This is a genomic window from Pseudomonas sp. URIL14HWK12:I12, assembly GCF_003097135.1.
Taxonomy (GTDB): domain Bacteria; phylum Pseudomonadota; class Gammaproteobacteria; order Pseudomonadales; family Pseudomonadaceae; genus Aquipseudomonas.
In genome coordinates this window covers 312151-336472 of sequence record NZ_QEQL01000002.1, presented here as the reverse complement: position 1 = coordinate 336472, position 24322 = coordinate 312151, and the positions used below count along the sequence as shown (strand labels likewise).

Below are 24322 nucleotides of genomic sequence, written 5' to 3'. Positions count from 1 at the left end.
ATCAGAAATTCCGCAATGCCATCACTGTAACCAAGCCTGCCATCGGCGGCCAGTCGGCTTCAGGCTGTTTCATCGCTTCGCCGCAAAACGAACCCTTTAGCGGCCGCCGTGTCAGCATTTTCAAGCACCCTTCGGAGGGAACGTAATGACCGAAATGCAGGCACTGACAGTCACCCTGGAGAAACTCTACGAAAACCAGGTGGCGATCGCCGCGTCGATCGAGGAGCTGGCACTCTGGGTTGAGGTACGCGGCAACGACGAAGGCACGGCCGAGAATGTACGCGGCGCCCTCGAAACCCTGGACCGCAACGCCGACAGTATCAGTGCTGCGGTACAACGGCTGCGTGGCGCCCCGGGTCAGTAGCCTTCTTCGGTCAGCAGCTCGCCGACCGCCTTCGCGGGCGGGCGGCCATAGAACTGCAACAACTGCGCGGCGCGGTTAGTGAAGATGCCATCAACGCCGGCGTCCATGACCTTCTTGTAATCGACCGGGTCATCGACCGTGTACACGTGCACCAGCAGGCCCTTGTCGTGGGTGTAGCCGTTCATCCACGGCTGCACCAGGTCCATGTAGCTTTGGTCGCCACCTTGGGTAAGCGCTGCCGATGGGCCTGTCCCTACCGCACCCTGCGCCTTGGCGAAGTCCACCCACTGCTCGAAAGCGGCCTTGTCTTTGGGCTGCTGGCGCGCGTACCAGGCGGCTTTGTCTTTCTCCCCAGACTGGGCGAAGGTCTGGTTCGACGCCGGCGTGATGCTGCCCTCGCCCACCCACAGCAACAGGATCTTCGGCACCTTGGGCATTTCCTGAGCCAGCAATTGCAAGCTGGGTTTCTCGAACGTTTGAAGGATGATCCGCTTGCCCGGCGCCACCTCTGCGGTTTCCGTCAGCCAGCCTCGCTGCTGCAGCTTGAGCTTGAGGTCATGTTCGATACCGGGAAACAGGCTGGGCACCTTGGTTTCCATGTAAAGCCCGGGCGTATGCTGGGGGTTGCCTTCGGCGATATCGATGATCTCGTCGAGAGTCTGCACTTGCAGGCCCTTGAACTTGGGCCGTGCTCGGTCCGGGTAAGCGGCGTTGAACCAACTGCCGGCGTCGAGCTGCTTGAGCTCGGCCAGGGTGAAGTCGCTCACCGGCCTGTCCTTACGGTCGGGAAAGCGCGTGGCGATGTCGGTGGTACGTTGCAGGTTTTCGTCGTGCAGGGCGATCAGAACGCCGTCCTTGGTGCGTTGCAGGTCCATCTCCAGGTAGTCGGCGCCCAGGTCGCGCGCGGTCAGGTAAGAAGCACGGGTAGACTCCGGCGCATCGAACGAAGCGCCTCGGTGGGCAATCACCGCCGGGTGCGGGATGTTCGCCGCCCGGGCGAGTTCCGCAGGCGATTGAGCGTGGGCCACGCCTGCGCACAGCGCGGCGCCGAGGGTCAGGGAACACGCTATGCGGGAGAGCTTGAAAGTCATTGGCTGCCAATTCCATATGCGGTCGAAGGAGCCAAGCATAGTCGGCGCAGCGCATGACAGCGGCGTTTCACATGCTACAGTCGCGCCCCACACAGGTTTTGCAACGAAGATGACAATGGCCATACCCGAATTCGACGCCCACTTGCCCGCGTGGGCCGACCTGGCCCCAGCCTGCACTGGCATCCTGCTGGGCAATGGGGCCAGCCGCGCGCTGTGGCGCGCCTTCAACTACGACTCGCTGTTCGAGCTGGCCTGCACGGTGCGCAACAAGCCGCTGGGCAAGACCGACAAGGCCCTGTTCGAGGCCATGGGCTGCGAAAGTTTCAGCCAGGTATTAGTGGCGCTGGGCGCTGCCGCGCGGGTGAACGCTGCGCTGGCGATCAGCTCGACCGCGCCGCTGAACCGCTATTACTCGATCAAGGAAGCGCTGATCCACGCAGTGCGCAGTGTGCACATCCCCTTCGCCAGCGTGCGGCCCCAGGCCCTGGCAGCGATCAATCAAGCGCTGCGCCACTACCGCACGGTCTATAACGGCAACTATGACCTGCTCACGCACTGGGCCATCTGGCATTGCTCGGAAGGTTTCGAAGATTTGATGGACGAAGACCAGAGCTTCGACCCGCGCCGCTTCCAATACGAAGGCACCCGGGTATTGCACCTGCATGGCGGCCTGCACCTGATCCGCAACCGCGACGGCAGCACCCGCCGGCGCAGTGCCAGCGGCGCTGAATTGCTGGACGGCTTCGCCATCAACACCCCGGGTGACCTGCCGCTGCTGGTGAACGAAGGGCGCTGCGAAGACAAGCGGCGCAGCATCGGCGAGTCAGCCTACCTGAGCCTCGGCCTGCAGGCCCTGGCCACGCATCAAGGGCCGCTTTGCCTGTTCGGGCACCAGTTGAACGCCCAGGACGGGCACTTGCTCGAGGCCATTCGCGCCGCCCGGCCCGAGCAGACGGCGGTGTCGATATTCCCGCTCAGCGCCCCTTGGGTACTGAGCCAGAAGGCGCGCTACCACCAACTACTGGGCGATGTGACCACGCTGGCCTTTTTCGACGCCACCAGCCACCCTCTTGGCGCACCTTCGCTGCTGCACAGTGCCTGAGGTTCAGAGCAAGGCGTCGGCCTTCAACAGGCCTTCCAGGCAATGCCGCTCGATGCCATAGAACGCCTTGAGCGCGGCAATCTTCTCCAGCAGCGCGGCGTTGTCGCGCGGCAGGGCGCGCTTGACCGCCAGGATCATCTTGTTTTTGCTGGTGTGCTCCAGCGAGACGAACTCGAACACCTTGGTGTCGTAGCCACAGGCCTCCAGATACAGCGCACGCAGCGCATCAGTGGCCATCTCGGCCTGCTGCCCCAGGTGCAGCCCATACTGCAGCATCGGCGCCAGCACCTGCGGGCTGTGCATCTGCGGGCGGATCTCCTTGTGGCAGCACGGTGAGCACAACACGATGGCAGCGCCTGCCCGAATGCCCGTATGGATGGCGTAATCGGTCGCGATATCGCAAGCGTGCAAGGCGATCATCACATCGACGCGTTCAGGCACCACACTGCGCACGTCACCGCATTCGAACACCAGCCCCGGGTGCTCCAGCGGTGCTGCGGTGCGGTTGCACAGCTCGACCATGTCTGGGCGCAGTTCCACCCCAAGCACCTGAGCCTGCCGGCCCAGGCCATGGGTGAGGTGGTCGTGCACGGCGAAGGTCAGGTAGCCCTTGCCCGAACCGAAATCTGCAACGCTCACGCGCTCGGCACCGGCCAGTGGGCTGGCGGCCAGGGCGTGATCGAACACCTCGACGAACTTGTTGATCTGTTTCCATTTGCGCGACATCGCCGGCACCAGCTGGCCCTGCGCATCGGTGACCCCCAACGCGCGCAGAAACGGCCGCTCGAGGCTCAGGTAGCGATGCTTCTCGCGATCATGGCCTTGGGGCTGCGCGGCCACCGGCTGGGCATTGCCTGCACGATGTAACATCGGCTTGCCCTTCTTGCTGAAGTCCAGTTGCAGGGTCTCGCCCAGTGTCACCAGGTGGGCGTTGCGAAAGGCCGCTGGCAACCACGCGTCGACCTGCGCCAGCGCCTCTTCGGGCGCCAGATGACGGGTGACGTCGCGGGTCTTGTAGCGCAACACCAGGCCCAGCCGAGGCTGGCCTTTTATCTGCAGAGGTTTGAGCGTCACCCGCTGCAGGTCGGGCTCTTCACCCACGTGCCGAGCCAGCACCAGCTTGGCCAATTGCCCCTGTTCTACACTGAGGCGCAGCGAAGCGAGGAACCGCTGGCGAGCATCGGAGTCGGTGTTTACGGCGGGCATGGCAGGCAGGGCCTCGATATTGGCGACGGACGCAAAAGCGAACATTCTACCGCCATCGGCGCAAGGCGTCTTGGCCGGCTCGGCTGGCGAACAAGGCGCCGATGAGTTACAACGTGCCAGCTCCGTCATTACAACAGGCGCCTGCAAGCGCCGCTGCCGTATATCGCAGTCACCCCGGGGAATCCGTAATCCATGAACAAGCTGTACCTGCTCGGCCTGGTCGCAAGCCTGGCCTGGCCCACTGCACACGCCGCCGACTACACGCCACCTACCCAGGACAAAGCCACCTTCATCAATGATTTGATCAAGCGCATGACCCTGGACGAAAAGATCGGCCAGTTGCGCTTGATCAGCATCGGCGACGACGTGACCCTGGAGTCGATCCAGCAGGACCTGGCCGCCGGCCATATCGGCGCTACCTTCAACTCGGTGGTGCCATGGGATAACCGCCTGATGCAGGACGCAGCCCTGCGTAGCCGGCTGCATATCCCGATGTTCTTCGCCTACGACGTGATCCACGGCCACCGCACCCAGTTCCCCATCAGCCTGGGCCTTGCCGCCAGCTGGGACACCGCCGCTGTCACCAAGGCCGCGCGCACCGCCGCCGGCGAAGCCAGCGCCGACAGCCTCGACATGACCTACGGGCCGATGGTCGACATCGCTCGCGACCCACGCTGGGGCCGCACCAGCGAGGGTTTCGGCGAGGACACCTACCTGGTATCGAAGATGGGCGAGGCAATGGTCCATGGCTTCCAGGGCAAAGGCCCGCAGGCGCCGGGCAGCATCATGGCAATCGTCAAGCACTTCGCCCTGTACGGGGCCGTGGAAGGCGGGCGTGACTACAACGTGGTCGATATGAGCCCGCAGCGGATGTACAACGATTACCTGCCGCCCTACCGCGCCGCACTGGACGCCGGCGCAGGCGGCGTGATGGTGGCGCTGAATTCTATCAACGGCGTGCCCGCGACGGCCGACACCTGGCTGATGCAGGACCTGCTGCGCAAGCAATGGGGTTTCAAGGGCCTGACCGTCAGCGACCACGGCGCGATCCTGGAGCTGGTCAAGCATGGCGTGGCCGCCGACCCCAGCGACGCCGCGCGCCTTGCGATCAAGGCCGGTATCGACCAGAGCATGAACGACAAGGCCTATGGCGTGGCGCTGCCGGCGTTGATCAAGGCCGGCAAGGTGCAGCAAGCCGACGTCGATGCCGCAGTACGCGAAGTGCTCTCGACCAAATGGGACCTGGGCCTGTTCGCAGACCCCTACCGGCGCATCGGCAAAAAAGCCGACGACCCTGCCGACATCAACGCCGAAAGCCGCCTGCACCGCAAAGAAGCCCGTGATGTGGCACGTCGCACCCTGGTGCTGCTCAAGAACGCCAACGGTACCTTGCCGCTGAAAAAGCAAGGCACGATCGCCGTGGTCGGCCCGCTGGCCGACTCGCATACCGACATGCTCGGCAGTTGGTCGGCCGCTGGCCTGCCCAAGCAGACCGTGACCGTGCTCGACGGTATCCGCAGTGCCGTCGGGGGCCAGGCCAACGTGGTCTACGCCCGCGGCGCGAACGTGACCGACAACGCCAAGAGCATGCGTTTTCTGAACAACATCATCCTTGACCACACCGAGATCGAGCCGGATAGCCGCAGCGCTCAGGCGCTGATCGACGAGGCCGTCAAGGCCGCGTCCTCTGCTGACGTGATCGTCGCGGCCGTGGGCGAGTCGCGCGGCATGTCCCACGAGTCGGCCAGCCGCACCACCCTCGACATCCCCGACACTCAGCGCAAGCTGATAGAAGCGCTGCGCGGCACCGGCAAACCCCTCGTGCTGGTGCTGATGAATGGCCGGCCATTGGCACTGGAGCGTGAGAACGCCGAAGCCGATGCACTGCTGGAAACCTGGTTCTCCGGCACCGAGGGCGGCAACGCCATCGCCGACGTGCTGTTCGGCGACTACAACCCCTCCGGCAAGCTGCCGATCACCTTCCCGCGCTCGGTCGGGCAGATCCCGATGTACTACAGCCACCCCACCATCGGCCGCCCCGCCGAGCCGGGCGGGCCGGGCAACTACCGCTCGCAGTATTTCGACGCCGAGACCTCGCCGCTTTACCCCTTCGGTTATGGCCTGAGCTACACCCAATTCGAGGTCTCCGACATCAGCCTGTCGGGTGACAGCCTCAAGGCCGGGGGCAAGCTCACCGCCAGCGTGACCGTGCGCAATACCGGCAAAGTGGCCGGGCAAACCACCGTGCAGCTCTACCTGCACGACAAGGTGGCCTCCATTGCGCGGCCGATCCAGCAGCTCAAAGGCTTCGAGCCGGTGATGCTGCAGCCGGGGGAATCGAAGCAAGTGCAATTCATCGTCGACGAACCCATGCTGCGTTTCTACAACGCCAAGCTTAAGTTCGCTTCCGAGCCTGGCGAGTTCGACCTGCAGATCGGCCTGGATTCCCAGGACGTGAAGCACGCCAGCTTCCGTTTGCTCTGAGGGCAGCCTGGGCATGAACCATCGCCGCCTGCGCCTGGCGGCGATCATTCTGCCGGCCGTGCTCGGTACCCTGTTATGCGGGGCTCTGGGTGCACGCTACAACGCCCGTCAGGCGCTGTTGGAAGACTCTCGCGTCTCCGAGCAGCGCCTGAACCTCTACGCCAATAACCTCAATACGCTCATCGAACGCTACCGGGCGCTGCCCGCGGTGCTGGCGCTGGACCCGGAGGTAGCCGATGCCCTGCAAAGGCCGTTGGAGCGCAGCAGGCAACTGCGCCTGAACCTCAAGCTGGAGCGGCTCAATCAGGCGGCACAGTCTTCCACGCTTGAACTGCTTGACCGCAACGGCATTGCCGTGGCTGCCAGTAACTGGGATACCTCCTCCAGCTACGTGGGCCATGACTACAGCTTCCGGCCCTACTTCCAGCAAGCTCGCACCCAGGGTGCCGGGCGCTTCTATGCCGTGGGCGTTACCACCGGTGTGCCGGGGTATTTTCTTTCCTGCGCCGTGACCACCCCCGGCGGTGAGTTCCTCGGCGCGCTAGTGGTCAAGCTGGAGTTCGCCCAGGCCCTGCAGCAGTGGCCACAGGACCGTGACATTCTGCTGATCAGCGACGGGCGCGGGGTGGCCTTCATCGCCAGCGATGCGCGCTGGCGCTACCGTTTGCTCCGCCCCCTGGACCAGGTGGATCGCATGGCCCTGGCCGACACTCGCCAGTACCATCGCCAACCCTTGGCGCCGCTGGCGTGGGAGCCTCTTCAAACACTGGGCGAGCGCCACCAGCTAGCCCGGATCGACGGCGCCGAGTACCTCTGGGAAAGCCGCCCACTGCCGGCAGAAGGCTGGACGCTGCACGTGCTGCGCCCCTGGCAGCCCGACGCGCGTGGGCAGTGGCTGGCGGCAGTGGGGGCAGGCAGCGCCTGGCTGTGCGCGGTGTTCGCCTTGCTCGTGGGCTACCAGCGGCTGCGCCTGGCCCGGCTGCGGCGCAATGCCCAGCACGAGCTCGAGCGCCTGGTGCATGCCCGTACCCTTGACCTGCGCGAGGCGCAGGACGGGCTGGTGCACTCAGCGCGCCTGGCGGCCTTGGGGCAGATGGCCGCAACACTGGCCCACGAGATCAACCAGCCGCTGACCACCCAGCGCATGCAGCTGGCCAGCCTGCGCCTGCTGCTGGAGCGCGGCCGGTTGGACGAGGCCCGTGCTGCCGTGCGGCCGCTGGAGCAGATGGTCGAGCGCATGAATGCCCTGACCCGCCACCTGAAGGATTTTTCCCGCAAGAGCCCACGAGGGCTGCGCGAGCCGCTGGACCTGGCAGAGGTGCTCGACCAGGCGTTGCAGCTGCTGGCCAGCCGGGTGCGGGAACAAAAACCTGAGCTGGTGTTGCAGGTGGCACGGCCGGCCCGCGTATTGGGCGATGCGCTGCGCCTGGAGCAGGTCTTGATCAACCTGCTGGGCAATGCACTCGACGCCCTGGCAGGGGTGAGTGACCCCATGCTGCGCATCACCCTGGAACGCCATGGCAATGATTGGCACCTAGCTGTTATCGACAACGCCGGCGGTATCCCGGACGATGCCCTGCCCCGTGTGTTCGACGCTTTCTTCACCAGCAAACCGGCCGGCCAGGGCCTTGGGCTGGGGCTTGCGGTCTCGCGCGCCATCGCCGAAGAACAAGGGGGGCGCCTGAGCGCCGAAAACCGTGAAGGCGGTGCGTGTTTTACTCTGCAAATGCCGGCGGCTACGGAGGCCTCATGAACCCACCCCTCACCATTGCGGTCATCGACGATGAAGCCAGCATTCGCGCATCGATCGAACAATTCCTGACCCTTTCGGGCTTCAGCGTGCGCACATTCGAAAGCGCCGAGGCGTTTCTCGCCCTGCCATGCCCCAGCGCAATGGGCGCGGTGCTCAGTGACGTGCGCATGGCGGGCATGGGCGGCCTGGCCCTGTTGGGCGCCGTGCGGGCGCTGGATGCCGACCTGCCGGTGATTCTGCTCACCGGCCACGGCGATGTACCCATGGCCGTGGCCGCACTGCGCGACGGCGCCTACGATTTCCTGGAAAAACCCTTCGACCCCGACCGCCTCGGCCAGGCGCTGCAACGCGCCCTCGAGAAGCGTGCGCTGGTGCTGGAGAACCGCCAGTTGCACCAGCGCGCTGACGCCCAGGGGCAACTGCAGCAGCGGCTGCTGGGCCAGTCTGGGGCCATGGTCACTCTGCGACAGCGCCTGCTGGACATGGCCGGGCTGCCGGTGAACGTGCTGATTCGCGGCGACACCGGCACCGGCAAGGAGCTCGCTGCCCGCTGCCTGCACGACTTCAGCCCGCGCGCCGCCGGCCCGTTCGTGGCCCTCAACTGCGCTGCCATCCCCGAGGCGCTGTTCGAGGCCGAACTGTTCGGCCACGAGAGTGGCGCCTTCACCGGCGCCCAAGCCAAACGTATCGGCAAGCTGGAATACGCCAGCGGCGGCACGCTTTTTCTCGATGAGGTTGAAAGCCTGCCGTTGGCGCAACAGGCCAAACTGCTGCGCGCGCTGCAGGAGCGCAGCATCGAGCGGCTGGGGGGCAACCGCAGCATCCCGATAGACCTGCGACTGGTGGCGGCCACCAAACCTGACCTGCTCGAAGAAGCACGTGCCGGGCGTTTCCGCGAAGACCTGGTGTACCGGCTGAATGTAGCCGAGCTGCACCTGCCGCCGCTTCGCCAGCGCCGTGAGGACATTCCCGCGCTGTTCGAGCACTTCGCTCAGCACAGCGCCGAGTTGGCCGGCCGGGCCTGGCCGGGGCTTGCGCCTGCGCAGTTGCCGGGGCTGCTGGCGCATGATTGGCCAGGCAATGTGCGCGAGCTGGCCAATGCTGCCGAGCGAATGGCCTTGGGGCTGGGCGAGTTGCCCGCCGAGGCTGGCGCTTCAGGTTCACTCAACGCCCAGGTGGAAGCTTTCGAAGCCCAATGCCTACGCGCCGCACTGGCCCGCCACCGAGGCGATATCAAAGCGGTGATGGATGACCTGCAACTGCCACGGCGCACACTCAACGAAAAGATGCAGCGCCACGGGCTGGTACGGGACACCTTTCTTGGTTGATCGGCAAAAAACCGCTCATCACTGCGGGCCGCATGAGCGGTTTTTTGCCGAGAACTCCTACAGACCTTCTGATTTCGGGGCTTCCAGCGATTGGCACGGGCTGTGCTATCAGCACTGTACCCGGCGCTGAGCATGGCGCTGACCGACAATAACAAAAGAAGGTTTCACTGATGAATTCCACCACTGCTCCTGGCCATGTCGCCACGGCTACACCCGTTCGTGCGCGTTCGCGCCTAAAATCCATCTTCAGCGGCTCTGTTGGCAACCTCGTCGAATGGTACGACTGGTACGTCTACGCCGCCTTTTCGCTGTACTTTTCCGCCGTGTTCTTCCCCAAAGGCGACTCGACCGCGCAGTTGCTCAACACCGCTGCGATCTTCGCGGTGGGCTTTCTGATGCGCCCGATCGGTGGCTACCTGATGGGCCTGTACGCCGACCGCAAAGGCCGCAAAGCCGCGCTGCTGGCTTCGGTGCTGTTGATGTGCTTCGGTTCGCTGTTGATCGCCCTTACACCCAGTTACGAAACCATTGGGGTGGCCGCGCCGATACTGTTGGTGGTGGCGCGGCTGCTGCAAGGCCTTTCGGTGGGCGGTGAATACGGCACTTCGGCAACCTACCTGAGCGAAATGGCCGATCGCCAGAACCGTGGCTTCTGGTCTAGCTTCCAATACGTGACCCTGATCAGCGGCCAGCTGATCGCGCTCGCGGTTCTGCTGGTGCTCCAGCAAACCCTCAACGAAGAGCAGCTGCATAGTTGGGGCTGGCGCATTCCTTTCGGCATTGGCGCAATCTGTGCGGTGGTGGCGTTGTACCTGCGCCGCGGCATGGAAGAAACCGAGTCGTTCACCAAGAGCGCTGAAAAACGCAAGGAAAGCGCCCTGCGCCAGCTGCTGCAGCACCCGCGCGAGCTGATGACAGTGGTTGGCCTGACCATGGGCGGCACGCTCGCCTTCTACACCTACACCATCTACATGCAGAAATACCTGGTCAACAGCGTCGGCATGAGCAAGGCAGACTCCACCCTGATCTCCGCCGCCACGCTGTTCCTGTTCATGTGCCTGCAACCGGTGGTGGGTGCGTTGAGCGACCGCATCGGCCGGCGCCCGATCCTGATCGGTTTCGGCGTGCTCGGCACGCTGTGCACCTATCCGATCCTCAGTACGCTCAATACCGTAAGCACATTGTGGGGGGCGTTCTGGTTGATCATGGCCGCGTTGGTGATCGTCAGCGGCTATACCTCGATCAATGCGGTGGTCAAGGCTGAGCTGTTCCCGGCGCAGGTGCGGGCGCTGGGCGTGGGCTTGCCATATGCGTTGACAGTATCGATCTTCGGCGGCACGGCAGAAGTCATCGCGCTGCAATTCAAACAGGCGGGTTACGAGAGCGGGTTCTATTGGTACGTCACCGCCTGCATCGCCATATCGCTGCTGGTCTATGTCTTCATGAAAGACACCCGCAACAGCTCGCGCATCGAAACGGACTGACCGCACCTGCGCCACGAAGGATGGTCTATTGGCCATCTTTCGTCGTTAGGGGTGATCAATGGACGATTTCGGTGGGCGCGTTCTGGCTGTTCTGGCCATGGAATTCTCCGACCTGACAGACCTGGACAACTGCGTTCGGCTGTTGGCACGCCTGCTGCTGGCGGCCTTGCTGGGCGGGCTGCTGGGCCTGCAACGTGAGCTCAGCGGCAAGGCTGCCGGGCTGCGCACGCACATGCTGGTGTGCACAGGCGCGGCCCTGTTCGTGCTCGCGCCGGGGCTCAATGGCGCCAGCCCCGATGCGCTGAGCCGCGCCATTCAGGGGGTGGTGGCCGGCATCGGCTTCCTGGGCGCCGGGACCATCCTCAAGGGCAACGAGCAGGACACCCACAAGGTCAAGGGCCTGACCACCGCTGCTGGCCTGTGGATGACCGCGGCCATCGGCGTGGCGGCCGGAATGGGCCACGAAGGCAGCGCCATTTTCGCCACCGCGCTGGCGTTGTTGGTGCTGGCGGTCGTGCCCCGCTCGCCTGGCGCCTGAGCTCGCCAAGCCTCGCCGGGGCAGTCATACAAGCATCACCAAAGCTTCATGGCGCTGACACCGCGCCTACATAGCCTGACCGTGCCGCCCCCATGGCGGCACGTCTGCCCTCAGGCCAGCTTTGGAGACACGCCATGACCCAGACCGCCCTTACCGCTGTGCGCCGCCCCGAACGCCAACTGCGGGCAGAGCGCCTGATCGGCCCCGCTGCCGTGCAACAGGCCCAGGCCCTGCGCTACCGCGTCTTCAGCGCCGAATTCAACGCCTGCCTGAGTGGCGCCGAGCGGGGTTTGGACACCGACGACTTCGACGCCTGGTGCCTGCACATCGGTGTGCGCGACCTGGCGACCGGCGAGCTGGTTGCCACCACTCGGTTGCTGGATCACCGCGCCGCGGGGCACATGGGCCGCTTTTACAGCGAAGGTGAATTTCACCTGCACGGCCTGAGCCACCTGCAAGGGCCAATCCTGGAAATCGGCCGTACCTGCGTGGCCCCCGACTACCGCAACGGCGGCACCATTGCGGTGCTCTGGAGCGAATTGGCCGAGGTGCTCAACAAGGGCAACTACAGCTACCTGATGGGCTGCGCGAGCATCCCCATGCACGACGGCGGCCTGCAGGCCGAAGCCATCATGCGGCGCCTGCGCGAACGCTACCTGTGCAACCAGAACCTGCGCGCCGAACCCCGCACGCCCCTGCCTGCACTGGAGGTGCCAGCCAACCTGATCGCCGAAATGCCACCGCTGCTCAAGGCCTACATGCGCCTGGGCGCGAAGATCTGCGGCGAACCCTGTTGGGATCGCGAATTCCAGGTCGCCGATGTGTTCATCCTGCTCAAGCGCGCCGAGCTGTGCCCGCGCTATGCCCGCCACTTCAAGGCGGCGGTGTGATGCGCGCGCTGCGCCTGGGGCGCATCCTGCTGGTAGTGGCTATGGGCCTTTGCATGGCCGCGACCCTCTGGGTGGCCAGGCACCTGGGCATCCCGGACCGCCAATGCCGACGGCAGCGCTGGACACGCTGCTTCATGGCCGCCTTGTGTCGAGCGCTGCCCTACCGCATCCACGTACATGGCAAGCTGCCGGACGCCCCCATGCTGTGGTTGAGCAACCATGTGTCCTGGGTCGACATTGCCGTGCTTGGGCAACTGACGCCGCTGGTTTTCCTGGCCAAGGACGAGGTGCGCCAATGGCCGATTGCCGGCAGGCTGGCGGCCAGTGCCGGGACCTTTTTCGTCTGCCGCGGCGCCAGCGATGGCCAACGCCTGCGCCTGGAGATGGGTAAGCACCTGCGCCAACAGGGGCCGCTGGTGATCTTTCCAGAAGGCACTACCACCGACGGGCGCGATGTGCGCACCTTCCACGGCCGCCTGCTGGCCTGCGCCGTAGAGCAAGGCGTACCGGTGCAGCCAGTGGCGCTGCGTTATCTGCGCGACGGCCAGCGCTGCGACGTCTCGCCCTTCATCGGCGATGACGACCTGGTGTCGCACCTGCTGCGCCTGTTACGCCAGCCGCTGATCGATGTGCACGTGCATCTGTTACCGCCAATACCCAGTACCGGCAAAGAACGCGCAGCCCTGGCCCACGCCAGCCAGGCGGCAGTGCGCAGCGCACTTCAAAGCCTGCCGGTGGCTACGCCCGCTTCGGGGCCGGTAGCGTCGCCTGCCTGAATACCCTGCGCTGCAAATGCCTGCAGGGCGGGGTAAAAGCGATGGAAGTCTTCGGTCAACGGCTGGTATAGCTGCACCAGCTCATGCATCACGCCATCCAGTGCCCCGGCGCGCGATAGCCGCCGGCCGATACCCTCGAATACACCCTCCAGCACCTCGAAGCGCTGGTAAGCCCCCAGCCAGTCATGGGCGATCATGTGCGGCGCCGTCTGCGCCAGCCGCCCGGGCAGGTCATCGGTACGCTCCAGCAGCCGGTACACCGACGCACTGAAGGTTGCCAGCGGCTCTTCGCAATAGCGGTGCCAATAGCGTGCCAGGCAGTGGTCGAAAAAAACGTCCAGTACGATGCCGGCAAACCGTCGGCGCTCCTTCGGAAAGCGTGCCAACGCCACCAAAACCAGAGGGTGGCTGTCGGTGTAGCGGTCGATGGCGCGATGCAGGCGGATGCTGGCTTCCAGGGCCGGGCTGAAACGCCCTTCCAGGGGGCCTTTGACGAAGTCACCGTAAAGGCTGCCAAGGCGTTGTTGCTCGCCTGGGCCTCCCAGGTGCAAATGGGCAAGATAGTTCATGGCGCCAGCGTACACCGAATAGGCCGCAAGCTTGCCTATCAATCGTATTGATAGCGACCATGCCTGCCAGGCATTGGTATATCGGCAAACACCGATTTACATTTCGCTTCAACACGATATACGCCACTAGCCGACCATGCCCGACAACCTCGACCCCATCATCAAAGCCCTGGCGCATCCGATGCGGCGAGAGATCCTGCGCTGGCTCAAAGACCCTCAAGAGCATTTCCCCGAGCAGTATCACCCTTATGAACAGGGCATCTGCGCGGGGCAGATCGACCAGCGCTGCGGGCTGTCTCAATCCACGGTGTCGGCGCACCTGGCCACGCTGCAACGCGCTGGCCTGGTCAGCAGCCACAAGATCGGCCAATGGCACTTCTTCAAACGCAACGAAACCACTTTGCAGCGCTTCATCGAGCAGCTGCGTGACCTACTTTGATGGCCGTGGCGGCACCTCGCCGGGGCCTGGCAACTCACTGACCCAAGAGACGTAGACATGACGACGATTTTCGACCCGATCACACTGGGCGACCTGGAATTGCCCAACCGCATCATCATGGCGCCGCTGACCCGCTGCCGCGCTGATGAAGGCCGCGTGCCCAACGCGATGATGGCCGAATACTACGTCCAGCGCGCCAGCGCCGGCCTGATCCTCAGCGAAGCCACCTCGGTGACCCCGATGGGTGTCGGTTACCCTGATACCCCCGGCATCTGGTCTGACGCGCAGGTCAAGGGCTGGGCCAACGTAACCCGCGCAGTGCATGCCGCCGGCGGGCGCATCTTCCTGCAGCTGTGGCACGTAGGCCGCATTTCTCACACCAGCTACCTCAATGGCGAGCTGCCGGTGGCCCCCAGTGCCATCCAGCCCGCAGGGCACGTGAGCCTGATCCGCCCGCAAGTGGATTTCCCGACGCCGCGCGCGTTGGAGACTGCTGAAATCGCCGAAGTCGTGGAGGCCTACCGCAAAGGCGCCGAGAACGCCAAGGCCGCCGGTTTCGATGGCGTTGAGATCCACGGTGCCAACGGTTACCTGCTGGACCAATTCCTGCAAAGCAGCACAAACCAACGTACCGATCAGTACGGCGGCTCACTGGAAAACCGCGCCCGCCTGATGCTGGAAGTCACCGACGCTGTCGTGAGCGTATGGGGGGCAGGCCGTGTAGGCATGCACCTGGCGCCACGTGCCGACGCCCACGACATGGGCGACGCCAATCGCCTGGAGACCTTCAGCTACGTGGCCCGCGAGCTGGGCAAGCGCGGTATCGCGTTCATCTGTGCACGTGAGAAGGAAGGTGAAGACAGCCTGGCAGCGCAGCTCAAGCAGGCCTTCGGTGGCGCTTACATCGTTAACGAGCGCTTTACCAAGCAAACGGCCAATGCCGCACTGGAGAAAGGCGTTGCCGATGCCGTGGCCTTCGGTATTCCTTTCATTGCCAACCCCGACCTGCCCGAGCGCCTGGCGGCCGACGCCCCTCTCAATGAGCCGGACCCAAGTACCTTCTACGGCCAGGGTGCCAAAGGGTATCTGGATTACCCGCGCCTCTGACCCGCCCCGCAAACGGAAAAGCCCTGGCCAATGGCCGGGGCTTTTTCGTTTTCAAGCCTGCGAGGGTGAAGGCCAGGCAGATTATCGATAAGCAATAGTGTTTGTTATAAATTCACTTACGATAAATTGATGCCGTTGCGATGGATTACTATTTACATTTTTTTCACTTTTAAATAGCCTTCCGCCACCCCGCCACTGCGGCGGCTTTCTCGCAGGCGCTCACGGATGATCGACCCCGCCACCACGGCGCGCCAACGTAGCGCGCCGCGCGACGCTGCGTGCCTGCGTTCCTTGCCGAGGACACACAACACATGAAGCACCTCCCCTTGCTCAAGCTGGCAGTCGCTGTCTCGCTGCTCAGCGCAGGCGTTACCCAGGCGGCCGACGACACTTCTGCGCAAACGCCCACTACCAACGCCGACGGCAGTCTTTCGCTAGGCGTTATCTCCGTGACAGGTGAAGGCGTTGCAGGGCAATCGACCACCGAAGGGACTGGTTCCTACACAACGGGGAAGATGAGTACGGCCACCAAGCTGAACCTGTCGCCACGCGAGACGCCGCAGTCGGTGAGCGTGATCACCCGCCAGCGCATCGAAGACAAGGGTATGAATGACCTCAACGATGTGGTGCAGAACGCGCCTGGCGTAACGTTGCAAAAGTACGGTGCCGATCGCCAGCAGTTCATGTCCCGTGGCTTCAAGATCGACAACATCATGTACGACGGGCTCGCGACGAGCGTGGGTACCTATACTCAGGACACCATATCCTCGGCCGACATGGCCATGTTCGACCGTGTCGAAGTGGTGCGCGGGGCAACCGGTTTGATGACTGGCGCCGGTAGCCCTTCGGCGACGTTGAACCTGGTGCGCAAGCGGCCCACCGACACCCCGCAGGTGAGCGTGACCACCAGCGCCGGCAGCTGGGACCGCTACCGCACCGAACTGGACGCCTCCAACCGCCTGAATGAGTCGGGCACCCTGCGTGGCCGCGTGGTCGCGGCCTACCAAGACAACAAAAGCTTCCAGGACCTCAAGACCAACCAGCGCCAGACTTTCTACGGTGTGCTGGAAGCCGACCTGAACGACTCCACCACCTGGACGGTAGGCGCCTCCAAGCAGCGTGACGATAACCGTTCAGACTGGGGTGGCATTCCCAGCGGCCCGAACGGCGAGAACCTGGACCTGCCGCGCTCGAGTTTCCTCAGCAACCAATGGTCCTACTGGGACAAGGACAACTACAGCTTCTTCACCGACGTGACCCACCGCTTCGACAACGGCTGGACGGGCAAGCTGGCGGCGCAAAAAATCTGGGCCAACCTGGACTCCTTCGCCGCCTACTCGACCGCCAATACCAACGGCACCTTGACCCAGTTCTCAGGCCATTACATCGACTCGGACTACCAGACCAACTACGACGCCTCGTTGACCGGCCCTTTCCAGTTGTTCGGGCGCGAGCATGAGCTGAGCTTCGGTACCAGCTACCGCCAGGAACGCTTTGACCAGAACGGCGGCACCCTGGGGGGGTTCACCTATAACCCTTACACCTTCGATCACAATGCCCCCAAAAGCGAACCCAACCTGTACAGCTGGGAATACCGCAATACCGCGACCGAGAAATCAGCCTATGCCGTGGCGCGTTTCAACCCGATCGACCCGCTGCATGTGATCATCGGTTCGCGCGTGCTCTGGTACAAATGGGATGATCGTGCCGGCGACACCGACTACAACCAGACCCAGAAAGTGACGCCCTACGCCGGTATCGTCTATGACCTGAACGACACCTACTCGGTGTATGCCAGCTACACCCAGATCTTCAAACCCCAGGCCGGCGTAACGGTGGGCGGAGGCGCGCTGGAGCCGATGACGGGCGAAAACTACGAGATTGGCCTCAAAGGCGCCTATCTCGATGGCGCGCTCAATGGCTCGATCGCGTTGTTCGACCTCACGCAGGAAAAGCGCGCCTACAGCCTGGATGCGCAGTGCGGTGCGGTGAAATGCTCGGCCACCGCCGGCGAGGTCCGCAGCCAGGGTATCGATGCCGAGATCAGCGGCGCTATCACCCCGAACTGGCAAGCCTCGGCGTCCTACACCTACGTGCTCAGCCAGTTCGTCAAAGACGACGATAACAAGGGCATGCTGTTCGACCCTTCCCAGCCCAAACACCTGTTCAAGGCCGCTACCACCTACCACCTGACCGGCGACCTGCACAAATGGCGTGTCGGCGCTGATCTCTACGCACAGAGCGGCACGTTCGAGCATGTGGTTAATGGTCTGAGTAACCAGAGCAGCTACTCAGTGGTAGGGCTGATGGCAGGGTATCGTTTCAACGATCACTGGGACGGCCGGGTGAACGTGAATAACCTGTTTGACACCCAGTACTGGCAGGGCCTGCCAGAGACCTTCGGTGGTGGCATCTATGGCGACCCGCGCAATCTGATGTTCAGCCTGAAGTGGACACTCTGACCCCCTGAAAACGAAAAACGAGCCACGGTTCGATCACCGTGGCCCGTTTCTCATCCATCGCTTCAACGCCGCGCGTCGATCTGCTGCTGCAGGTTCTGGATCTGGCTTTGCAAGGTATTGAAGTTGCGCGTGGCCTGGCCGCGGAACGAGTCGAATTCCTGGTTGGTCGGCCCGTTACTGGCGCTCGGCGCCGGCCGGTTGTCCAGCTCGCTACGCAGCACGATCAAGTCCTGCTCGACCTGGCCAATGCGGGCGGCGCTGTCGCCTTGTTTTTTCAGCGCGGCCACGTCGGTTTCCAGGCCTTTGAGCCGGGTATCGTTGCTGCCTTGCCCGGCCTGGGCCGCCTTGAGGCTGGCAATGTCTGCCGCCAGCGCCTTGATCGCCTGGTCGTGGCTGGCCTGCTGGCTACTTAGCTGCGTAGCGAGCTGGTCGAGGCGCTTGGCAAAGTCACCTTGCTGGCCGGCCACGCCCTGAGCGGTGCGGCTCTGGTCGTCGAACTGGCCCTGCAGCTGCTTGAGGGCCTGCTTGAGCGACTCGGTGTCGGAGGTGGTGCTGTTCTCACCGGCGGCCATCTTGCCGCTGATGTCGCGCAGGCGGCCCGCCGCTTCTTCACTGACTTTGGCAAAGCTTTCCTGGGTCGCTACCAGTTGCTGTTCCATCAGCGAGATCTGCTGGAAGCTCCACCACCCCAGCCCGCCCAAGGCGATCACCAAGGCAAGCACCAAGGCCCATAGCGCGCCGCTGCCAGGTGCCTTGACCTTCACCACGGGCGGCGAATACACCGCCTCTTGCTCACGTGCCGCCGGTGCGCGGCGCCTGGCCTGGCGCGGCTCGGCATAAGGCTCGGGTTCCGGGTCGTCCGAAAAATCATGGTCGCGCGCATCGGCCCGCAGGCTGGGCAGGTGTTCGTCGAAATCATCAACGGCGTCTTTTCGCATGGCTTGCCTTTGAGCAGTTCAGATAAATGAGGGCGATTCTAACCCGGAACGCGCGCGCTGCTCAGCGGTAGCGCCCGCTGGTGTCCTGGCTTTTCCACCACAGGGCGAACTCATCCAGGGCCGGCCACAGGCCTGTCGCCGGCGCATAGCCCAGATAATGCCGTGCCCGGTGGGTATCGAGGGTGAAATCTTCGGTCAGGCGCGTCACGTCGTCGAGCGTGAGCCGTGGCCGCGGCCTACCCGGCCAGGCCCGGCAGAGGCCTTCGGTACAGCCGGCGCGCAGCCGGGCCAGTGCCACGCTGCGACCTTGCGGCACACGCGCCAGGCCGAGCTGCCTGGCCACATAGGCCACAGCGTCCCACAGCGGCACCGGTGCGCCATTGCTGATGTTGTAAGCGCGGCCCAGTGCCGGAGCATCGGCATGGAGGGCCAGCCAAAGGGCTTCGCAGAGGTTGTGCACGCTGGTGAAGTCGACCCGGTTCAGGCCGTCACCCAGCACGCCCAGGCGTTGCGCTTCGTGCAAGCGCACCAGCCGCGGCAACCACTGCCGGTCGCCCGCGCCTACGACGCGCGTGGGCCGCAGGGCAATCACTTGCATACCGAATTCTTCAGCGCCGAACACCCGTTGCTCGGCCAGGAACAAGGCCCGAGCGTACGCCCGCGCGTGCCGTGACGGGATCTGCTCCTCCCGCACCGCCTCCCGGGTGGGGCCGCTGTAGTACAGCTGGGCGCAAGAAAGATGCACGAACCGCGGCACGTGCTCCTTCAAGCATGCTTCGACTAGGTTTTCCGTCACGCCCTGGCGCGCCTGTTCGAGCGCCTGGGCCTGTATCCAGCTGTCGGCGGGGCCGGCGCAATGCACTACTGCTTCTACGCCCGCGCACAGGCGGCGGGCGAAATCGGCATCACCCAACTCGCCTTCCAGGCACTGTGCACCTGCGCGCACCAGCCCCTCGACGGCGAGGGCGCTGCGGCTGGCAATGCGCACCTGGCAGCCTCGGCCCAGCGCAAGGTGCGCGAAGCGCGCCCCGATGAAACCGCTGGCGCCTGTGACCAGAATATTCATGAAAAACCCTTGCTCGATAGCCTGGTTGCGCTGACGTCTTCTGGCGGGATCAAGGCACGCCGGGCCTGGCGCAACAGGTGGGTGGTCAGGGCATCCAGCAGTTGCCCGCCGTTGCGCCAATGGTGCCAGTACAGCGGCACATCGCTGTGGAAACCCGGCAGCAGTTCCACCAATACCCCCTCGGCCAGTTGCCGCGCGGCCTGTGCCTGGGGAATCAACCCCCAGCCGGCACCGGCCTCGGCCATGCGCAGGAAGCCTTCACTGGAGGGGCACAGATGATAGACCTGCACCGTCTCCACGCCCAGCGACGCCATGTAGCGATGCTGGAGAAAATCGTCGGGCCCGAAGATCAATGCCGGTGCGCATGCCAAGGCCTGGGCGCTGAACCCGTGGGGCAGGTACTGCTCCATGAACCCAGGCGTTGCCAGCGGCAGGTAGCGCATCGCCCCCAGCAACTGGCTGCGTGCGCCAGCGACCGGCCGCTCGGCAGCGCATACACAAGCAGCCACTTCGCCTGCGCGCATGCGCTTAAGGCCTACATCCTGGTCCTCGACCAACAGCTCCAGCAACAGGCCCTGAGCACTGCAGAACTCGCCAACGGCCGCCGCCCACCATGTCGCCAGGCTGTCGGCATTGAGTGCGATACGCAGCCGTTCCGGGCGAGGCTCGTCATCCAGGGTGGGCACCTGGCCCCGCAGGTCGCGCTCAAGCAATCGCACCTGCTGAACATGGTTGAGCAGGCGCCTGCCTACATCGGTGGGTGCAGGCGGGTTGGCCCGCACCAGCACCGGCTGCCCGACGCGCGCCTCCAGCAACTTGATGCGCTGTGAAACGGCCGACTGCGACAGGCCCAGCGCCAGGGCGGCGCGTTCGAAGCCGCCCTGCTCTATCACCCCAGCCAGGGCAGCCAACAATTTGTAGTCGAACACCATCAGGCTCCGAAGTGAAACTCGCACATAAGTTGCGCTAATGACGCATAGCTTATATTCGTTTTTCTGATTGCGCTGCATTCGGCACACTCTAGCCATCTTTCCCAAACCTGGATGCGAACGAGCATGTGGCAGAGCTATCTCAATGGGTTGCTGGTGTCGGCGAGCCTGATCATCGCGATCGGTACGCAGAATGCCTTTGTACTGGCGCAAAGCCTACGCCGCGAGCATCACTTGCCGGTCGCGCTGTTGTGCGTGCTGTGCGATGCGGTGCTGATGAGCGCAGGCGTTTTTGGCCTGGCGAGCCTGTTGGCGCAGAACGACACCCTCTTGTTGCTGACCCGCTGGGGCGGGGTGGTATTTTTGCTGTGGTATGGCGCCAAGGCCCTGCGCCGCGCGCTGGCCCGGCAAGCGCTGGGCACTGCGGGCGACGCCGGCAAGCGCTCCCGGCGCGCAGTGCTGCTCAGCGCGCTGGCCGTCACCCTGCTCAACCCGCACGTTTACCTGGACACCGTCTTGCTGGTGGGCTCGCTCGGCGCTCAACAGGCTGCACCAGGGGCGTACGTGGCCGGGGCGGCCAGCGCATCGGCGCTGTGGTTCTTCGCCCTGGCGCTGGGCGCGGCGTGGCTGGCGCCTTGGCTGGCCCGGCCCGGAACCTGGCGAGCGCTGGACCTGATGGTGGCGGTGATGATGTTCGCGGTCGCAGCCCAACTGATGATGGGCTGAAGCGGCGATCGCTCTGGAACCTCTATCCCACACAGTTGTTGCGTGGTTATGCCCTACACCCGGTGCTATGATCCCGGGGCTCGCCAAAGAGAGTACAAACTCCCTGGCGCACCCTGGCCGCCCGTGAACGGCCCGTGTTAATGACCTGATCAGGAGAACCGACATGGCTTTTGAATTGCCGCCGCTGCCCTATGCACACGACGCCCTGGCGCCGCACATCTCCAAGGAAACCCTGGAATTTCACCACGACAAGCACCACAACACCTACGTCGTGAACCTCAACGGCCTGATCCCTGGCACCGAATTCGAAGGCAAGAGCCTCGAAGAGATCGTCAAGTCGTCTTCCGGTGGCATCTTCAACAACGCCGCCCAGGTGTGGAACCACAGCTTCTACTGGAACTGCCTGTCGCCCAACGGCGGCGGCGAGCCCACCGGCGCCCTGGCCGACGCGATCAACGCAGCCTTCGGCTCGTTCGCCAAGTTCAAGGAAGAGTTCACCAAGACTTCGGTCGGCACCTTCGGCTCCGGCTGGGGCTGGCTGGTCAAGAAAGCCGATGGCTCCCTGGCCCTGGCCAGCACCATCGGTGCGGGTTGCCCGCTGACCAGCGGCGAAACCCCGCTGCTGACCTGCGACGTCTGGGAACACGCCTACTACATCGACTACCGCAACGTTCGCCCCAAGTACGTCGAGGCGTTCTGGAACCTGGTCAACTGGGAATTCGTCGCCCAGCAGTTCGAAGGCAACACCTTCAAGGCCTGATCTTTTCGAGCCTTGCATGCGCCCCGCCTTTGCGGGGCGTTTCTTTGTGGAGCGCTCCTAGCCGGCCAGCTAAAGTTTCAGGCATGATCGGCCGACACATGAAACGACGAGCATCCACGTCAATTTGCCGAAAAGCGCCCGCATTCGGCCTCACCGCTTGACGACTCCAGGCTCTGCGAAGTTTCATGGCAATTTGATGCCAACCAGCGTGCGCGCGCCGGCGCCAGCGAGAAGGAATCCTCTACATTGAAGCTGGAACTCAAGCACAGCTTGTCAGTGAAGCTGCTAAGGGTCGTGTTGCTGGCCGCCCTCGCCGTAGGCGTGGTGCTCAGTTGCGCGCAGATTCTATTCGACGCCAGCAAAGCCCATCATGCGCTGAACAACGACGCCCAGCAGATTCTGGGTATGTTCCGCGACCCTTCCACCCAAGCCGTCTACAGCCTCGACAAGGAAATGGGCATGCAGGTGCTGGAGGGGCTGTTTCAGGACGAGGCCGTGCGGCAGGCAAGCATCGGCGTACCCGGCGAGCCCATGCTGGCCCAGAAGTCGCGCCCGCTGGCCAATAGCCCCTGGCGCTGGCTCACTGACCCGATCCTGGGCCGGGAAAAAACCGCCAGCATCCATTTGATGGGCCGCGAACCCTATAACGAGTACTACGGCGACCTCTCCATCACCCTCGACACCGCCACCTATGGCGAGAGTTTCATCGCAAGCTCGGTGATCATTTTCGTCTCTGGCGTGCTTCGCGCCCTGGCCATGGGGCTGGTGCTGTACCTGGTGTATCACTACCTGCTGACCAAGCCGCTTTCGCGCATGCTTGAAAGCCTCACCCAGATCAACCCCGACCGACCGGCCCAGTACCAGCTGCCGTTGCTCAAAGGCCACGAGCGCAATGAGCTGGGGTTGTGGATCAATACCGCCAACCAGTTGCTGGCGTCTATCGAGCGCAACACCAGCCTGCGCCACGAGGCCGAGAACAGCCTGCTGCGCATGTCACAGTACGACTTCCTCACCGGCCTGCCTAACCGCCAGCAGTTGCAGGACCAGCTCGACAAGATCCTGATCGACGCCGGCCGCCTGCAACGTCGTGTTGCCGTGTTGTGCCTGGGGCTGGACGACTTCAAGGGGGTGAACGAGCAATTTAGCTATCAGTGCGGCGACCAACTGCTGCTGGCGCTGGCCGAGCGCCTGCGCGGCCATAGCGGCAGGCTCGGCGCACTGGCGCGCCTGGGGGGCGACCAGTTTGCGCTGGTGCAAGCCGATATCGAGCAACCCTACGAAGCGGCAGAGCTGGCCCAGGCCGTGCTCGATGACCTTGAAGCCCCTTTTGCGCTCGACCAAGAGCAGATCTACCTGCGCGCCACCATTGGCATCACCTTGTTCCCCGAAGATGGCGACAGCACAGAAAAGCTGCTGCAAAAAGCCGAGCAGACCATGACCTTGGCCAAGGCTCGCTCACGCAACCGCTACCAGTTCTACATCGCCAGCGTCGACAGCGAAATGCGCCGACGCCGCGAGCTGGAAAAGGACCTGCGCGAAGCCCTCGCCCGAGACCAGCTCAGCCTGGTCTATCAACCGCAGATCAGCTACCGCGACAACAGCGTGGTGGGTGTCGAAGCCTTGCTGCGCTGGTCACACCCTGAGCGCGGCAGTATCTCGCCTGATCAGTTCATTCCGCTGGCCGAGCAAAACGGCAGCATCATCGCTATCGGCGAATGGGTGCTCGACCAGGCTTGCCGGCAACTGCGCGACTGGCACGACCAGGGTTTTACCGGCCTGCGCATGGCAGTGAACCTCTCCACCGTGCAGCTGCACCATGCCGAGCTGCCACGGGTGGTCAGCAACCTGATGCAGATCTACCGCCTGCCCCCGCGAACGCTGGAGCTGGAGGTGACCGAAACCGGCCTGATGGAAGACATCGCCAGCGCTGCTCAGCACCTGCTGAGCCTGCGCCGGGCGGGTGCGTTGATCGCCATCGACGACTTCGGCACGGGTTATTCCTCACTCAGTTACCTCAAGTCGCTGCCGCTGGACAAAATGAAAATCGACAAGAGCTTCGTCAAGGACGTGCTCGAAGACGACGACGACGCCACCATCGTGCGAGCCATCATCCAGCTGGGCAAAAGCCTGGGTATGCAGGTCATTGCCGAGGGTGTGGAGACCCGGGAACAGGAAGCCTACATTCTGGCCGAGGGGTGCCACGAGGGGCAGGGTTGGCTGTACAGCAAGCCAATGCCCGCCAAGGAGGTAACGGCATTTCTCAAGCAGGCCCGCAAGAAGGCGGTGGGCGAAGCTGCTTCCTGAACCCTG

General features: G+C 63.9%; 21 protein-coding genes. 15 read left to right on the top strand and 6 right to left on the bottom strand.

The window, feature by feature from the left end:
• The first annotated feature begins 145 nt into the window (after positions 1-145).
• Positions 146-364, top strand: a complete 219-nt coding sequence (locus tag F474_RS08615) for a hypothetical protein (RefSeq protein ID WP_097085549.1) — start codon at positions 146-148, stop codon at positions 362-364.
• Here the strand turns inward: F474_RS08615 and F474_RS08610 are convergent.
• Complete coding sequence (locus F474_RS08610) at positions 358-1455, bottom strand: glycerophosphodiester phosphodiesterase (RefSeq protein WP_097085550.1); 1098 nt, start codon at positions 1453-1455, stop codon at positions 358-360. The genes F474_RS08615 and F474_RS08610 overlap by 7 nt on opposite strands.
• A 121-nt stretch (positions 1456-1576) precedes the next feature.
• On the opposite strand from F474_RS08610, the gene F474_RS08605 reads away from it, so the two are divergent.
• Entirely contained in the window at positions 1577-2557 is a 981-nt protein-coding gene (locus F474_RS08605) for a DUF4917 family protein (RefSeq protein ID WP_097085614.1), read from the top strand.
• 3 nt (positions 2558-2560) lie between these two features.
• Here the strand turns inward: F474_RS08605 and F474_RS08600 are convergent, their stop codons facing one another.
• The gene (locus tag F474_RS08600) at positions 2561-3772 is read right to left on the bottom strand and encodes an SAM-dependent methyltransferase (RefSeq protein WP_371916152.1); all 1212 of its coding nucleotides are present in this window, start codon (positions 3770-3772) and stop codon (positions 2561-2563) included.
• Between the two features lie 183 nt (positions 3773-3955).
• Between F474_RS08600 and bglX the strand changes: the two genes are divergently transcribed.
• From bglX to F474_RS08565, 7 genes are all read left to right on the top strand, one after another.
• A complete protein-coding gene (gene bglX / locus F474_RS08595; RefSeq protein WP_097085551.1) occupies positions 3956-6247 on the top strand; it encodes a beta-glucosidase BglX in 2292 nt (763 codons plus the stop codon).
• Positions 6248-6260: 13 nt separating this feature from the next.
• Positions 6261-8000: an ATP-binding protein gene (locus F474_RS08590; RefSeq protein WP_097085552.1), complete on the top strand. Its 1740-nt coding sequence runs from the start codon at positions 6261-6263 to the stop codon at positions 7998-8000.
• On the top strand, positions 7997-9328 hold the full coding sequence (locus F474_RS08585) for a sigma-54 dependent transcriptional regulator (RefSeq protein ID WP_097085553.1): 1332 nt from the start codon (positions 7997-7999) through the stop codon (positions 9326-9328). Before F474_RS08590 ends, F474_RS08585 begins: the two co-directional genes overlap by 4 nt.
• A 170-nt stretch (positions 9329-9498) precedes the next feature.
• Positions 9499-10812 carry an MFS transporter gene (locus F474_RS08580; RefSeq protein ID WP_097085554.1) on the top strand — a complete coding sequence of 438 codons (1314 nt, stop codon included), beginning with the start codon at positions 9499-9501 and terminating at the stop codon, positions 10810-10812.
• 58 nt (positions 10813-10870) lie between these two features.
• Positions 10871-11350 carry an MgtC/SapB family protein gene (locus F474_RS08575; RefSeq protein WP_097085555.1) on the top strand — a complete coding sequence of 160 codons (480 nt, stop codon included), beginning with the start codon at positions 10871-10873 and terminating at the stop codon, positions 11348-11350.
• A 134-nt stretch (positions 11351-11484) separates the two neighbouring features.
• Positions 11485-12240 (top strand): L-ornithine N(alpha)-acyltransferase, encoded by a 756-nt coding sequence (gene olsB / locus F474_RS08570; protein ID WP_097085556.1) that lies wholly within the window; start codon positions 11485-11487, stop codon positions 12238-12240.
• The gene (locus tag F474_RS08565) at positions 12240-13016 is read left to right on the top strand and encodes a 1-acyl-sn-glycerol-3-phosphate acyltransferase (protein ID WP_097085557.1); all 777 of its coding nucleotides are present in this window, start codon (positions 12240-12242) and stop codon (positions 13014-13016) included. The genes olsB and F474_RS08565 overlap by 1 nt, the downstream gene beginning before the upstream one ends.
• Here F474_RS08565 and F474_RS08560 read toward each other — a convergent pair.
• The gene (locus F474_RS08560; protein ID WP_097085616.1) at positions 12962-13585 is read right to left on the bottom strand and encodes an ACP phosphodiesterase; all 624 of its coding nucleotides are present in this window, start codon (positions 13583-13585) and stop codon (positions 12962-12964) included. The two genes, F474_RS08565 and F474_RS08560, sit on opposite strands and share 55 nt — an antisense overlap.
• 136 nt (positions 13586-13721) lie before the next feature.
• Here F474_RS08560 and F474_RS08555 point away from each other — a divergent pair, with 136 nt between their 5' ends.
• The 3 genes from F474_RS08555 (at position 13722) to F474_RS08545 (ending at position 17593) form a co-directional block, all read left to right on the top strand.
• A complete protein-coding gene (locus F474_RS08555) occupies positions 13722-14024 on the top strand; it encodes a helix-turn-helix transcriptional regulator (RefSeq protein ID WP_097085558.1) in 303 nt (100 codons plus the stop codon).
• A gap of 57 nt (positions 14025-14081) precedes the next feature.
• Positions 14082-15131, top strand: a complete 1050-nt coding sequence (locus tag F474_RS08550; protein WP_097085559.1) for an alkene reductase — start codon at positions 14082-14084, stop codon at positions 15129-15131.
• A 311-nt stretch (positions 15132-15442) separates the two neighbouring features.
• On the top strand, positions 15443-17593 hold the full coding sequence (locus F474_RS08545) for a TonB-dependent siderophore receptor (RefSeq protein WP_097085560.1): 2151 nt from the start codon (positions 15443-15445) through the stop codon (positions 17591-17593).
• A gap of 62 nt (positions 17594-17655) precedes the next feature.
• On the opposite strand, the gene F474_RS08540 is transcribed toward F474_RS08545, so the two are convergent.
• The 3 genes from F474_RS08540 to F474_RS08530 form a co-directional block, all read right to left on the bottom strand.
• Positions 17656-18531 carry an ATPase gene (locus tag F474_RS08540; RefSeq protein ID WP_097085561.1) on the bottom strand — a complete coding sequence of 292 codons (876 nt, stop codon included), beginning with the start codon at positions 18529-18531 and terminating at the stop codon, positions 17656-17658.
• Between the two features lie 61 nt (positions 18532-18592).
• Positions 18593-19597, bottom strand: coding sequence for an NAD(P)-dependent oxidoreductase (locus tag F474_RS08535; RefSeq protein WP_097085562.1), 1005 nt, complete (start codon positions 19595-19597; stop codon positions 18593-18595).
• A complete protein-coding gene (locus tag F474_RS08530) occupies positions 19594-20526 on the bottom strand; it encodes a LysR family transcriptional regulator ArgP (protein ID WP_097085617.1) in 933 nt (310 codons plus the stop codon). The genes F474_RS08535 and F474_RS08530 overlap by 4 nt, the downstream gene beginning before the upstream one ends.
• 126 nt (positions 20527-20652) lie before the next feature.
• Between F474_RS08530 and F474_RS08525 the strand changes: the two genes are divergently transcribed.
• The 3 genes from F474_RS08525 (at position 20653) to F474_RS08515 (ending at position 24316) form a co-directional block, all read left to right on the top strand.
• Positions 20653-21252 (top strand): LysE/ArgO family amino acid transporter, encoded by a 600-nt coding sequence (locus F474_RS08525; RefSeq protein WP_097085563.1) that lies wholly within the window; start codon positions 20653-20655, stop codon positions 21250-21252.
• A gap of 163 nt (positions 21253-21415) precedes the next feature.
• Positions 21416-22012, top strand: a complete 597-nt coding sequence (locus F474_RS08520; RefSeq protein ID WP_097085564.1) for a superoxide dismutase — start codon at positions 21416-21418, stop codon at positions 22010-22012.
• Between the two features lie 246 nt (positions 22013-22258).
• Entirely contained in the window at positions 22259-24316 is a 2058-nt protein-coding gene (locus F474_RS08515; protein ID WP_097085565.1) for a bifunctional diguanylate cyclase/phosphodiesterase, read from the top strand.
• The last annotated feature ends 6 nt before the right edge of the window (positions 24317-24322 follow it).